Annotated in this window: 9 protein-coding genes; 3 read left to right on the top strand and 6 right to left on the bottom strand. The window is 71.0% G+C overall.

Annotated features, from left to right (window positions below):
* The first annotated feature begins 14 nt into the window (after positions 1 to 14).
* A complete protein-coding gene (locus tag OV208_RS03185; protein ID WP_267572310.1) occupies positions 15 to 761 on the top strand; it encodes an Ig-like domain-containing protein in 747 nt (248 codons plus the stop codon).
* Positions 762 to 826: 65 nt separating this feature from the next.
* Here OV208_RS03185 and traB read toward each other — a convergent pair whose 3' ends face one another.
* From traB to OV208_RS03165, 4 genes are all read right to left on the bottom strand, one after another.
* Entirely contained in the window at positions 827 to 2,461 is a 1,635-nt protein-coding gene (traB, locus tag OV208_RS03180) for an outer membrane exchange protein TraB (RefSeq protein ID WP_267572309.1), read from the bottom strand.
* A complete protein-coding gene (gene traA, locus OV208_RS03175) occupies positions 2,458 to 4,626 on the bottom strand; it encodes an outer membrane exchange protein TraA family protein (protein ID WP_267572308.1) in 2,169 nt (722 codons plus the stop codon). The genes traB and traA overlap by 4 nt, the downstream gene beginning before the upstream one ends.
* Positions 4,627 to 4,806: 180 nt before the next feature.
* Positions 4,807 to 5,871 (bottom strand): hypothetical protein, encoded by a 1,065-nt coding sequence (locus OV208_RS03170; protein WP_267572307.1) that lies wholly within the window; start codon positions 5,869 to 5,871, stop codon positions 4,807 to 4,809.
* An 87-nt stretch (positions 5,872 to 5,958) separates the two neighbouring features.
* On the bottom strand, positions 5,959 to 7,704 hold the full coding sequence (locus tag OV208_RS03165) for a GTPase (protein ID WP_267572306.1): 1,746 nt from the start codon (positions 7,702 to 7,704) through the stop codon (positions 5,959 to 5,961).
* 119 nt (positions 7,705 to 7,823) lie between these two features.
* On the opposite strand from OV208_RS03165, the gene OV208_RS03160 reads away from it, so the two are divergent.
* The gene (locus tag OV208_RS03160; protein WP_267572305.1) at positions 7,824 to 9,194 is read left to right on the top strand and encodes a thioredoxin family protein; all 1,371 of its coding nucleotides are present in this window, start codon (positions 7,824 to 7,826) and stop codon (positions 9,192 to 9,194) included.
* 179 nt (positions 9,195 to 9,373) lie between these two features.
* On the opposite strand, the gene OV208_RS03155 is transcribed toward OV208_RS03160, so the two are convergent.
* Positions 9,374 to 10,522: a metallophosphoesterase gene (locus OV208_RS03155; protein ID WP_267572304.1), complete on the bottom strand. Its 1,149-nt coding sequence runs from the start codon at positions 10,520 to 10,522 to the stop codon at positions 9,374 to 9,376.
* Between the two features lie 57 nt (positions 10,523 to 10,579).
* Complete coding sequence (locus OV208_RS03150; RefSeq protein ID WP_267572303.1) at positions 10,580 to 11,704, bottom strand: helix-turn-helix transcriptional regulator; 1,125 nt, start codon at positions 11,702 to 11,704, stop codon at positions 10,580 to 10,582.
* Positions 11,705 to 12,103: 399 nt separating this feature from the next.
* On the opposite strand from OV208_RS03150, the gene OV208_RS03145 reads away from it, so the two are divergent.
* Positions 12,104 to 13,276 carry an amino acid deaminase/aldolase gene (locus OV208_RS03145; RefSeq protein WP_267572302.1) on the top strand — a complete coding sequence of 391 codons (1,173 nt, stop codon included), beginning with the start codon at positions 12,104 to 12,106 and terminating at the stop codon, positions 13,274 to 13,276.
* The last annotated feature ends 1 nt before the right edge of the window (position 13,277 follow it).

Below are 13,277 nucleotides of genomic sequence, written 5' to 3'. Positions count from 1 at the left end.
CGACGACCATCACCGTGGATCCGCCCGAGTTGCGCTACCTGCGCACGCAGGGGCAGAACCTGCCGTTGAAGTACACGGTGCTGGATGCGGATGGGCGCAAGATGATGGACGCGCGGCTGCGCTGGACCAGCTCCGCGCCGGAGGTGGCCTCCGTGCTGGAGGACGGCACGGTGGTGGCGCGCAAGTCCGGCAAGACCATCATCGGCGTGCAGGGGGGACGGGCGAAGGCGGCGCTGCCGTTGGACCTGACCATCCTCGCCACGCTGGAGGTGCGCGCGCCGGGCGCGGACTTCGTGGAGATGGGGCGCACCATCAAGCTGCGCGTGGTGGCGCGCAACGAGGTGGGCCACGTCATCCCCGACGCCATGCCCGCCTTCCGCTCCAGCAATGAAGCGGTGGCGCACGTGGAGAACGGGGAGCTCATCGCCTCGACGGCGGGCGTGGCCACCGTCACCGCGACGCTGGGACATTTGAACCGCGCCATCGCGGTGCAGGTGGTGCCGCCGGACTTCGCCCGCCTGGGCCTGAACCTGACGTCGTACACGTTCAAGAAGAAGGGCCAGTCGGTGCAGGTCCAGGCGCGTGCGTACAACCGCAACGGCGCGGTGCTGGAGCGCGTGCCGCTGGAGTGGTTCAGCTCCAACGCGGCCGTGGTGACGGTGTCGCCCGAAGGCCGGGTGACGGCCGTGGGCACGGGCCGCGCGGTGGTGTCGGTGGTGGCCGGCCGTCGCCGCACCGCCGCGGACTTCATCGTCGAGTAGGCCTGCTCCGCTGCGTGGGTGCCCCGCCGTCATGAAGCGGCGGGGTGAGCCGCAGGTTCAGGCAGCTACTTCTTCTTCGCGGGCGGCGCGGGCTTCGGCGCGGAAGGCTTGGGCGCCGTGTTCTTGCGACCCTTCTTCGGCACCTCGTCCTCGGGGCAGGGCGGGCGGGGCCCCTCGACGGGCGGCTGGATGGTGAACTCGACGCGGCGGTTGAGGGCCATGCCCTCTTCCGAGGCGTTGTCGGCCACGGGCTTGCTGCGCCCGAAGCCCTGCGAGCACACGCGCTCCGCGGCGACGCCGCTCTCGATGAGGAAGCGCTTCACGCTGGCGGCGCGGCGCTTGGACAGCTCCAGGTTGTAGCTGTCGCTGGCGCGCGCATCGGTGTGGCCCTCGATGAGGATGCGGTCGAGCTTCGGATTCACCTCCATCACCCGCGCCACTTCCTCCAGCACGGGGAAGGACTCGGACAGGATGACGTCCTGGTCGGTGGCGAAGTTCACCTGCTCCAGGATGACGATCTTGTTGCCCACGGTGCGCGCGAGCGGACAGCCATCCCGGCCCCGCGTACCAGCGGGCACGTCCGGGCACTTGTCGATCCGGTCCACCACGCCATCGCTGTCGCCGTCGGAGTCCGGGCAGCCGCCGTTCTCCACCGGGCCTGCCACGGTGGGGCAGCGGTCCTTCTCGCCAATGACGAAGTCGCCGTCCGGGTCGACGGGCGGCGGGGGCGGCTTGGGCGGCTCCTTGAAGCGCTCGATGGCCTCCCACTCGCGCGTCTTGGCGGGCACCCAGATGATGGATGTGAAGAAGCTCAGGTTCGGGGACGCGAGCGAACAGCCACAGCCCAGGCCGCCGCCGAAGGTGAAGGTGACGCCGGTGGAGCTGTACCAGCGCAGGCCAATGAGCAGCTCGGCGGGAATCTGCCGGGGCTGGTCGGGCTCCTTCTCCAGGCCCACCGCGCCGGTCACCATGCCGAGCAGGGTGATGCCGCTGCCGCGCAGCAGGGGCACCTCCGTGCCCAGGCCAAAGGGCGCCATGTCGCCCATGTTCACGCCGCTGAAGATGCGGTCCGGCCGCTTCCAGAAGCCGCCATTGAGGGCCAGCAGGATGCCGGACTCGAAGCGGTAGTCGAGCACGAGCCCCGGCGCCCAGGTGAGCTCACCATCACCGGCGAAGGCTTCCTGCACGCCGGTGGGGAAGCTGACGTTGAGGGTGAGCGCGCTGCCCCAGCCATGGCCTTCCGCGGAGCGGCGCAGGCCGGGGATGGCCACCTTGCCGGTGAGGCGCAGGTCGCCGAGCGCGAAGCTCTCCACCGGACCTTCGGTGCCGATGACCTCCAGGTTCTGTCCGCCCTGGAGCATCACGAGCGGCATGTCCACGCCCACTTCGGCCCAGTCGAAGAGGCCGACGGTGGCCATGACATCCAACTGGAGCCGGTTGCCCACGAGGCTGATGGAGCCCAGGTCTCCGTCCTTGGGGACGAGGGAGAGCGGGTTGAGGGAGTAGCTGAAGTAGGGCCCGGCGGCGACGGACAGGTGGGACAGGGGCCGGGACTGGGTGACCATCACCAGGTCCTGCGGTGCGCCGGATGGACGGAAGAGCTGGAGGTTGAAGCGCGCATCCGGCGCGGCGCTGGCGGCGGTGGACAGCGACAGGGCCAGCAGCAGCAGCGGGAGGAGCGGCGTGCGGGAAGGCTTCATCGGACGCGGCGGGCGGAGCGCAGGAAGAGGAAGCCCATGGCGAGGGTGACCAGGATGGCGGCGCTGCCGGTGGGCGTGTCCTCGGCGGTGGTGCCGCAGCAGAAGGCGCCACCCTGCGGTTCGGTGCCGGGCTTGCGGCGGCCGCGTTCGCACTGGAGGGTTTCGGCCGAGCAGAACTCGACGCCCAGGCAGTCGCCGCTGTCGGCGCAGGACTCGCTGCAGGTGTTGGAGGCGAGGTCGCAGGTGCCGCCGCAGGGGCAGTGGGCGTCCGCGAAGCACTCGACGCACGCGGCGCCGTCGCACACGAGGCCCTCCGCGCACGTCACGGCGCAGGCGCCGGTGTTGGAGCAGGTGCGCGTGGTGGGGTCGCAGGTGCCGCTGCCGCAGTCGGAGTCGTTGACGCAGCCTACGCAGACGCTGTTCTGCACGGAGCCGTTGGTGAGGCAGAACGGGGTGGCGTCACCGCAGGCGCCGCAGCGGCTGCCGCAGCGCTCGTCGGTGGTGCAGGCGCTGCACTCACCGCTCAGGCAGAACTGGCCGTCGCCGCATTCGAGGTCGGTGCGGCATTCGACGCAGACCTCGCCATCGAGACAGAAGGGGCGCTCGCCGGGGCACTTCGAGCAGCCGGGGCCGCAGCGGTCGGCGGTGTTGCACTGCGGGACGGCGTCGACGCAGGCGCCGTTCAAGGTGTCGCAGCGCTGGCCGTTGGAGCACTGGCTGTCGGTAGTGCACTCGACGCAGGACGGCGGGGCGCCGGGGGTGGGCGCGGCGCACTGGGTGCCATTGGGACAGCAGTTGCATGAGTTGCCGGCGCAGGCGTCGTTGGAGTCACAGAGGACGCAGACGTGGTTGGAGCAGGTCAGGCCCCGGTCGCAGTCGCTGTCCTGGTTGCACTCCGCGCAGGTGTTCGAGGTGGGGTCGCAGACCTGTCCGTTGGGGCAGTTCTCGTCGCCGGTGCACTGGACGCAGGTGAAGGTGGGCTCGTCGCAGACCTGGCCGGAGCCGCACTGGGCATCATTGACGCAGCCCTTGCAGGAGTTGTCGGTCAGGTCGCAGCGGCCGGTGGGGCAGTCGGCGTTGTCATTGCATCCGCGGCAGAAGTTGTCGGTCGGGTCACAGCGTCCGTTGGGGCACTGGGAGTCTTCGGTGCACTGGACGCAGGCCGTCTGGCCGTTGAGGTTCGCGCAGTAGGGCGTGGACTGGCCGCAGGGTGAGCAGCTCGCGCCGCAGAAGAGGGCGGAGTCGCAGGGCGCGCAGAGCGCGGCGGAGTTGCAGTAGTAGTACGGGCCGCAGGTGCTGTTGTTCTGCGCGTTCGCGTCGTTGCGGTTGCACTGCTCGCACTGGTTCAGGTTCGCCGGGTAGGACGGGCGCCCGTTCTCCGACTGGTAGAACTGGGCGGGCTGGACCAGGGAGAAGCCAGAGGAGGACAGGGGGACGACCGGCGGTTGATTCGCGGGCTGATCAAAGTCCGTGAGCGTTCCGTCCAGGACGGCGAACTCCAGGGCCGCGTGCTCTACGATCTGCACGTAGAGCAGCTCGACCGGGTACAGCCCTGACTGGTTGAAAGTCACCGAGTTGGTGGTGCGCCTTGTCGCCGCACCGAGTTCCGGTGGGCGGATGATGACGTTGTAGCGCGTGTTGCTCCGGTCGAAGATGACCAAGCTGATCGCGTCGTCGGCATAGAAGCCGAAGTGCAGGACGCGCCCGAGCATGTCCGGCGTGACGTTCAGGTAGCCGCGGAAGCGCGAGACGAACCGGACCGTCGGGGTGTTGTAGTGGAACCCACAACCACCGATAGGACAGCCCGTCACCACGTTCACGAAGTCGCCGTAGCTGAGCGTGCGACCGTCATTCAGGTTGTTCGACAGGTCGAAAGCGGAGCGCAGCACGGAGGTCTGCCGCGTCGCGCGGTTCTCCTCCATGTATGTGTTCAGGTCACCCATGTAGTTCGTCTGGCTCTGCGGATACTCACTCACGGCCCGCGTCCACACGTTGGACGCCATGCAGAGCCCGGTGCCGACCTCGCTGTTCGGGGACGGGGCGACCGGTGCTCCAGTCACCACGACATCCGGCAGCTTCTGGGCCACGGCAGGCGCGCTCGCGAGGCACACAGCGAGCAGGGACAGCGCGGCACACGCGCGGAAGGGCAGGGGGGAGGGTCGCACGTCGGGGCGCAGCCTTTCAGATTTGCTTGACGTTCTCAACTTCCTTTCCCACGTCACACATCCCGGCCCTTGGATGCGACCTCCAGGGTCCTCCGCTCGTCAGACGACGTCCGTCTGGAGCGAAATCAAACTCAGCCTGCACAGCAGGAAAAACTGGAAATTACTGTGGTGCCGAACGGGTCACGCGCGGCGGCACGCGACATCGCCGTCCTGCGAGCGGATGAAGGCCGCGGCCAGCTCCCCGCCCAGCGCCGCGCAGAGCACCTCGAAGGTCCGCCGCCGCGCGCCACCGAAGAATGCCGGTTGCCGGGCGAGCGTCTCCGGGTGACGCACGAAGACGTTGTACCCGAGGATGCACCCGTCCGCGCGCAGCACGGTGATGCCGTCGGTGGCCATCATGCCACGCAACAGCTGCGCGCTCGCCCGCACCGCGGACGCGGCGCTGCCATCCGGCGTCGCGTGGTGCCGGTCCAGCAGCGCCACCACGTCCATGGGCCGGGGCAACAGGATGCCGTCCACGAAGAGCGCCGAACCCGCGCGCTCCCGGGGCAGCACCGCCACCAGCGTGCCGTGCGAGGACTGCATGACCTCGAACAGCACCCGCCGGAAGAAGCCTTTCGCGTGCTCGCGGCTGGAGGGCAGGACCTGTTCGGTCACCGCGCTGGCCAGCGAGTCGAGCACCACCGAGGGCGGCTCCAGGTCGATGCGCGCACCGGACAGGTACACGTGCCGGACCAGTCCGCCGCCCGCGCGCAGCTCGATGATGTTGTCCGCGAGCTGCAACACGCCCACTACGCGCACGCCCCGGTCCTGCGCATGCCGCAGGCGCTCCAGCGGCGTCTCCGCGAGCGGGAACGGATCCGTCCGGAAGATGCCGTAGGTGAGGCCCTCCGGCTCGCGCAGCAGGTACAGCGCCCACCAGCGTCCCTGGCCCAACGGCGCGCACTGCTTGAGGGCCCGCTGGATGGTGGCGCGGTTGCGCGGCCCCGAGCCGATGGGGATGGGGTCGTGCCCTCCCAGCAGCTCCAACATCGCGCCCAGGTCGTCGCCCAGGAACGCGGTGGGGAACAGCAGCGCGCCCTCTTCGCGGTAGCGCGACAGCGTCACCAGCAGCTCACTGAGCGCATCCGCCGTCAGCGGGCATGTCATGTCCGCCTCGTCGAGGAATGCCCCGACGGACTCGGTCAGCAGGTGGCGGAACGACAGGATGTGAGGGGAACCCGCCTCCGGGCCCGAACCGGTCATGGCGGACTCAGCATGACGCATCGGTGGTGGCGTAGCACGAAGTCTTCCCTCCGCCCGGAAGGCCGGAGGGTGTCCGGAAGCGGCCGTCTACTCCGTCGCCGCCCGCGCCGCTTCCAGCGTGGCCGCGGTGCGCAGCCATCCGTCGGCCTGGGCGTCCAGGTGGGACAGCAGGTCCGTGAAGAAGCGCGTCTCCAACGCCTGCGCCAGCGTGGCCCCATGGGCATCCGCCCACTTGCGCGTCACCGTCGCGCGCACCTGGGCTCCCAGCAGGTCCACGAAGCGCTCCAGGAGCGGCGTGGAAAGGAGCGTCCCCGCCCACACCACCGCGTCATGTCCCAAACCGCCGGTGGCCACCGTCACCACCGCCGCCGCCCCCGACGGCACCGAGTACACCAGCGTGGTGAGCGTCTGGAGCATCTCCTCGCGCATGCCGCCCTGCAGCTCGCGGCCCACCAACTCGCGACAGAAGTCATACAGCGTCGCCCGGTCCGCCGCGTGCGCGTGCAACGCGCCCAGCTCCAGCGGCGCATCCAGCCGGCCGAGCATCGCGGGCCCGAAGGACTCCGCCAGCTTCTGCTTCGTCTCCGCGTCCCCGCGCCACGCGGCGACCTCCGGCGCGAAGGCGTCCACCAGCCGCCGCAGCCCGTCCTTCAGCGAGTCGTCCACCGCCTGCGTGGGCAGCGCTTCGTGGGGCCGGGGACCGGTGAAGGACTCACGCACCTTGCGGGTCACGAACGTGAGCGCCGTGGCCAGTCCCCGGAACGGCAGCCGCACCATCCGGTGGAAGGTGCTGCGCGCGTCCAGTTCGTCGCGGAACGCATCCACGAGCACGTCCGCGGGCACCGCCTTCAACGCGGCCTGTGCGCCAATGCCCCGCAGGTCGTGCCGCAGCCGTTGCCGCAGCCGCTCCGGCTCCCGCGCCGCGCGGGTCGCCGCCTGGGCCACCGCGTCCAGCTCCGCGCGCGCATCCGACAGCGAAGCCTCCAGCGCCCGGGCCTTCAACTCGCGCGCATGCTCCGCCTGTCCCAGCAGCGCGGCGAGCGGAGGCCGTCCATCCAGCGGCTCGGTGGAAAGGGGCTTCAGTCCCGCCTCCACGTCCGACTGGTGCGGCGCCAGATAGCGCGCGAGCGGCGGGTGGCCCACGTCCTGGGCCAGCTTCTCCAGGTGGCCCCGGGCCACGTCCTCGCGGGTGGCCTCGTTGTAGACGAGCAGGTACGGCCGCCCGTGGCCCACGGCCGCGCGCAGGAAGTCCACCAACGCCGCGTTCTGGTACGTCTGCCGGCTCACCACGAACACCAGCACGTCCACCGTGACGAGCAGCGCTTCGGCCCGCTCGCGGTTGTCGCGGTACACGCTGTCGAAGTCCGGCGTATCCATCACCAGCAGCCCGCGCGGCACCGCGTCCGACAGCACCAGGTACAGCCGGCCCGCGGGCCCGGGCGCATCCACCGGCGCCACCGTGCCCTCCACCACCGGGACGATGTCGTAGCGCTGCGTGAGCACGTCCTTCAGCTCGCCCGTCCATGTCTCCGGATTCGCCGCGGCCAGACACTGCTTCGTCAGTCCGCCCTCGGGGCGCGCGGGGGACAGGGACGCCTTCGCTAGCGCGTTGAAGAGCGTGGACTTGCCGACGTTGTTGGGGCCGGCGATGGCCACGAGGAGCAGGGGCACGTCCGCTGTGCCGGAGCCCAGGCGGGGCAACAGGTCGCGGCGCAGGCGTTCGGCCAGGCGGCGGGCCATGTCGGCATCGGTGCCTTCTGGAAACAGCTCCGAGGCGGGCAGGGCCTCCAGGGCGGACGCGAGGGCGGTGCGCAGGGCGCGAGGGTCCTTCATGGGCATAGGGGCCCGCGCAGGACAGCACGCACGCGCGCCGGTGCCCAGACAATGTGTGCGCGCACTGTCCACCGGGGACATCCACGACGGTGCCGCGCCGCGCTGGTAGGGTGCGCCGCATGCGCTCCCTCCTCGTCTGCCTGCTTCTGTCGGGGTCCATCGCCTGCACCGCCACGCACGCCAACGCGCCCGTGGCCGACGCGCACGCTCAAGGCCCGCTGCCCTTCATCCCGGACGACTACGCCCGCGCGCTCACCGACGCGAAGGCGAAGGGCGTGCCCCTGTTCGTCGACACGTGGGCGCCGTGGTGTCACACCTGCCGCTCCATGCGCGCCTACGTCTTCACCGACAAGGCCCTGGCGAAGCACGCGGACCGCTTCGTGTGGCTGGAGCTCAACACCGACCTGACCCAGAACGCGACGTTCCAGGAGAAGTACCCGGTGGAGTTCTGGCCCACCTTCTTCATCATCGATCCGCGCGAGGAGAAGGCCCTGCTGCGCTTCGCCGGCAGCGCCACGGTGCCCCAGTTGGAGCGCCTCTTCGAGGACGGCGAGCTCGCGTACAAGGGCGGTGCCACGGGCGCGGATGCACTGCTCGCCCGGGGCGACGCGCTCTACGGTGAGCGCAAGCCCGCCGAGGCCGCCGAGGCCCTGTCGCTCGCGCTCGCGGAGGCCCCCGCCGACTGGTCCCGCCGGGGCCGCGCGCTGGAATCGCTGTTGATGGCCCAATACGGCGCGAAGCAGTACGTGCCGTGTGCCCAGAAGGCCGTGGCGGAGCTGCCGAAGGTGCAGCGCTCGCTCAACCTGGCCAATGGGGTCCTCAACGGCCTCTCCTGCGCGCTGGCCATTCCGGCGGGCACGCCCGAGGACGCCGACCTTCGCCACGCGCTGGAGGCGAAGGCGCGTGAGGTGCTCGCGCCGCCGGCCATCGCGATGACGGCGGATGACCGCTCCGGCCTGTATGAGGTGCTGGTGGAGGCGCGCAAGGCGGACCAGGACACCGCGGGCGCGAAGAAGGTGGCGGAGGAGTGGCTCGCGTTCCTGGAGGGCGAGGCCGCGAAGGCGCCCAACCCCGAGGCGCGCACCGTGTTCGATTCGCATCGCATGCTCGCGGCGATGACGCTGGAGCAGCCGCAGCGCGCCATCCCCGCGTTGGAGCAGAGCGAGCGCGACCTGCCGAAGGACTACAACCCGCCCGCGCGGCTCGCGACGCTGTACCGCCTGTCGGGGCGGCTGGATGACGCGCTCGCCGCGAACGACCGGGCTCTGGCGCGTGTGCAGGGTGCGCGGCGGCTGTCGGTCCTCTCCGGCCGCGCGGACATCTACGTGGCCCGCAAGGACACCGCCTCCGCGACGAAGACCCTGGAGGAGGCGCTCACCTTCGCGAAGACGCTGCCCGCCGCGCAGGTGTCGCCGCGTCAGGTCGAAGGGCTGGAGAAGAAGCTCGCCGGCCTCAAGACTCCGGCCGCATCCCCTGGCGCGGCGCCGTAGTCAGCAGGCCAGGGCATCTCCCTTCGCGCGTGCCGTGAATCCGGACCGCGCGAAGGGTTCACGCGGTTTGGAGCGTCGACCCGCGCGGACGAAGGGCGCTGGGCCTGGGTCCGGCGTCTCGGTGCGGATCCAGGCCTCGCGCAGGCGCAAAGCCCATGTTGAAGCGGTGCCGAGCAGCCTCAAGAAGCCAGGGGCACCGCGCGCCGCGTCTCCAGGTCGAACAACTCAAAGTCCTCGGCCCTGCCCTCGCGCATGGCGCCATCGGTGAACACCATCACCGCTTCACTCGGGCCCGTGTCCCGCGGAGGCCCGTGCGCGTACTCCACGCGCGTCCCCTCCGTCACCAGATGGCGCAGCACGCCGTCCCGCACCGGCCCCGGGGACACCAGCTCCCGGACCCGCTTGTCGCGCGTGTGGCCCACCACCTGGGTCAACCCGAGGGGCAGCCGCCGGGGATCGAACCGCCGCCGGGGCGTCCCGCGCACGCGCTCCGCGTCCTCCGCCTGGAGGCTGGGTCGCTGGTAGAAGATGCCCGTTCCCTCGCCCGACGCCGCGTTGCCCGGGTGGTGCAATCGCGGCAGCACCAGCGGCCCGTCCGTCCACGCCGCCACCGCCCGGTCCATCACGCCGTTGAGCGCATCCGCCACCGCGCGCGCATCGGCCCATCGCTCGCGCTCAAGCCCCACCACCTCCAGGTCCTCGCGCGTGACGCCCGCGTGCAACACCAGCAGCGCCGCCCCCGCCGCATGCGCCACGCGGAAACGCCGCGCCCGCAGCAGGTGCTCCACCCACGCGCGCTGCTCCTCGTTCCAGGCGCTGAAATCCCGCGCCACCAGCTCCACGGTGGGCAGTCCCGGCCAGCGCGCGATGAAGTCCCGTTCGGACGCCGCGTCCGTGTCGTCCCCCCGGTAGAGCCCATCCGCCTGCGCCTGCGCCTCGCGGAAGGTCGCATCGGTGAAGTCCGCCAGCTCCCCCACGCGTCCCAGGTCGTGGTTGCCCAAGAGCAGCACGGCTTGGTCCGCTGGATGCGACGCGAGCCACGCCACCAATCGCAGGCCGCTTCGGGCCACACGCTCGCGCTCGGACGCGGGGCCCCAGTCGAAGTGGTCGCCCACGGACACCAGGCACACGTCCGGGCCCAGCCCCCCGTCCTCGCCCAGCAACCCGTGCAGCGACAGGATGGACATCACCCGCTCGAAGTCCGCCTGCGGGTCTCCCATCGCCACGTGCCGCGTGCGGCGGCGCCCGTCCGCGGGCGTCGCATGCGGGCCCTTCGCCACGGCCGCGTCGGCGCGGGCCAACGCCTTCTTGAGGAGCGCTTCGTCCATCCCCTCATCCTACGCATGCCCCGCGCGGCGCCCCACCTGCCTCGGAGGGGCCTCGCGTCAGGACTGGAAGAAGCGCGAGATGAGCGCGGAGCGGCTCTCCACCTGGGCCTTGTTCAGCAGGTGCGTGACGTGCACCTCCACCGTGCGCTCGGCGCAACCCAGGTGCAGGGCAATGGCCTTGTTCGTCTCCCCCTGCACCACGTGCTCCAACACCTGCGCCTCGCGCGCGGTGAGCCCCCAGCGCTGGGCCAGCACCGGGAGCTTCGCGCTCGGCTCGATGGCCGGCGGGCCCGGATCCAGCACCAGATAGTGGTCCGGCAGCCCCGCAGTGCGCAGCGGCCCGGAGGAGAAGAGGGGCCCCGTGCCCGGAGGGCTCCGGATGCAGTCGCGCACCTGCGCCGTCAGGCCCTGGACGTCCTGGTCCAACCGGGTCCGGCCTGCCTTGTTGGTGTGCATCACCCGGCCGCTGAACGTGACGACCCACGCGGGCCGCCCCAGCACCTCCAACGCCGCCCCCAGCGCCGAACCCAGGAGCCCCGCTTCCCGCAGCCTCCGGTCCATGGCCATCCGCCGCTGGATGGCCGGCGTCAGCATCTGGAGCATCTGCTGCTCCCGCTCCGTGAAGGGCTCGGGGCGGAAGGCCCCCACCCAGCCGAGCAGCGTCTCGCCCTCGCACACCAGCACCCGCAGTTGGGCCATGTGCTCCAACCCCAGACGTTGGTACAGGCCCATGGCGTAGGCGGCGAGCTGGGTCCGGGCCCGCTCCCACTCCGCTTCGCTCAACCCCAGCCGCTCCCACAGCGTGCCGTTGCCAGCCAGGGGCAGGGCCCGCAGCGTCTCCGTCAGCCCCAGCGCGGAGAAGCGCATCGGCTGGTTGCGCTGGGCCGGTGGCGGCCGCGCCGGGTCGAAGTAGCCAAAGCCGCTCCCCGCCGGCGGCAGCGACGCGTCGAACACCTCCGCCAGCACCGGGGGCGGTTCGGGGAAGCCCACGCCGTGGACGAAGGTGGTGTGGTAGCGGTCCGCACCTGCGTCCACCCCGTAGGCCGCCGTCCGCTCCGCGCGCAGGGCGTCCCGGAGGGCCACGAGGACCGTGGGCAGGGCCTCGGAGCCGGGTTCCACCACCCCGAGCAGGCCCTCCAACTCACGCAGGAGGCGTTGGTCCTCGGAAATCAAATCAATCACGGTTTCTTAGTATATCCATTGGCGCCAATTGGAAGACTTGTGAGGTCGGAAGTGGAATCCACAGTCCTTCCTTCTGTCCGGGTGGGAAGTCATTCCAGGCACACCGAGTCGTTTAGGACTCGCGTGATTTCCTCAATAGAAATGGTTTTCGGCGGGGGGCACGATGCCGCTCCGTGCCCTTCCGGGGGGGTGGGCCGACCTGGAGTCGAAGAAACCGTGTGTGCGCGCGCCGGCGTTCCCCCAGGGATGTCCGGCGCGCTGCCCCTTTTCCGACGACCCTTCCTGGAACACCGGTTCGTGTCCGACACCCCACGCATCCGGTGCCATATCGCGCCAGGGCGTGATGTGGCGCGGCGATGATGGCCGCTCTCCGCCTGTCCGCACCGAGGAGGTCCTGACGTGACGCGTGACCATGCCTATTACACCCGGGCGCTGGAGGGGCGGCGGCTGCCGCTGGCCTTCGCGGATGTGGACCTGCTGGGTGAGAACGCGGCGGCGCTGGTGCGGCGCGCGGGGGGCCGGCCGGTGCGTCTGGCCACGAAGTCGGTGCGGTGCGTGGCGCTGCTGCGGCGGGTGCTCGACGGGCATCCCGGCTTCCAGGGCCTCATGTGCTTCAGCGCCGACGAGGCCGTGCGGCTGCGCGAGCGCGGCTTTACGGACCTGCTCATGGGCTACCCCATCGTGGATCCGGAGGCCCTGGCGGAACTTTGCCGGCCACCATCACCGGTGACGCTGATGGTGGATTGCCAGGAGCACGTGGCGCTCGCGGCCAAGGCGGCTCGGCGTCAGGGCACGCGAGTCCCCCTGTGCCTGGACGTGGACCTGTCGGTGGACCTGCCGGGGCTGCGCTTTGGCGTGCACCGCTCCCCGGTGCGCACGCCCGAGGACGCGCTGGCGGTGGCGCGGAGCATCGCGGCGGAAGGCGACGTGTTCCTCGCGGGCGTCATGGGCTACGAGGCGCAGCTCGCGGGCGTGCCGGACGCGGCGCCGCACGCGCGGGCGAAGAACCTGGCCATCCGCGCGCTCAAGCGGGCCTCCGTGGGGCCGGTGCGCACGCGAAGGCAGGCGGTGGTGGCGGCGCTGAAGGATGCGGGCTTCCCGGTGCGCTTCGTGAACGGCGGCGGCACCGGCAGCCTGGAGACCACGCGCGAGGACTCGAGCGTCACCGAGCTCACCGCGGGCAGCGGCCTGTACTCCCCCGCGCTCTTCGACGGCTATCGCGGCTTCCACCACCTGCCCGCGGTGGCCTTCGCCATCCCCGTCACGCGCCGTCCCGGCCCGGGCCTCTTCACCCTTCAGGGCGGCGGCTACGTGGCGTCCGGCGCGGCGGGCGCGGACAAGCTGCCCGTGCCCTACCTGCCCGAGGGCGCGAAGCTGTTGCCATTGGAAGGCGCGGGCGAGGTGCAGACGCCCATCGCGTACACGGGGCCAGTGCCCCTGCCGCTGGGCGCTCCCGTGTTCTTCCGCCACGCGAAGGCAGGCGAAATCTGCGAACACTTCCGCACGCTCCTGCTCATCTCCGAGGGCCGCGTGGTGGATGAAGTCCCGACCTACCGAGGCGATTGGGGATGAG

Source organism: Corallococcus sp. bb12-1 (assembly GCF_026626765.1).
Classification (GTDB): domain Bacteria; phylum Myxococcota; class Myxococcia; order Myxococcales; family Myxococcaceae; genus Corallococcus; species Corallococcus terminator.
The sequence above is the reverse complement of the archived record's forward strand: the minus strand, read 5'-3'. Positions and strand labels throughout refer to the sequence as shown.

What these genes read in the sequence shown, in the direction of transcription:
- traB (WP_267572309.1), bottom strand. Translation starts at nt 2,461, where the DNA reads ATGAAGCCTTCCCGCACGCCGCTCCTCCCGCTGCTGCTGCTGGCCCTG.
- OV208_RS03170 (WP_267572307.1), bottom strand. Translation starts at nt 5,871, where the DNA reads ATGACCGGTTCGGGCCCGGAGGCGGGTTCCCCTCACATCCTGTCGTTC.
- OV208_RS03165 (WP_267572306.1), bottom strand. Translation starts at nt 7,704, where the DNA reads ATGAAGGACCCTCGCGCCCTGCGCACCGCCCTCGCGTCCGCCCTGGAG.
- OV208_RS03160 (WP_267572305.1), top strand. Translation starts at nt 7,824, where the DNA reads ATGCGCTCCCTCCTCGTCTGCCTGCTTCTGTCGGGGTCCATCGCCTGC.
- OV208_RS03155 (WP_267572304.1), bottom strand. Translation starts at nt 10,522, where the DNA reads ATGGACGAAGCGCTCCTCAAGAAGGCGTTGGCCCGCGCCGACGCGGCC.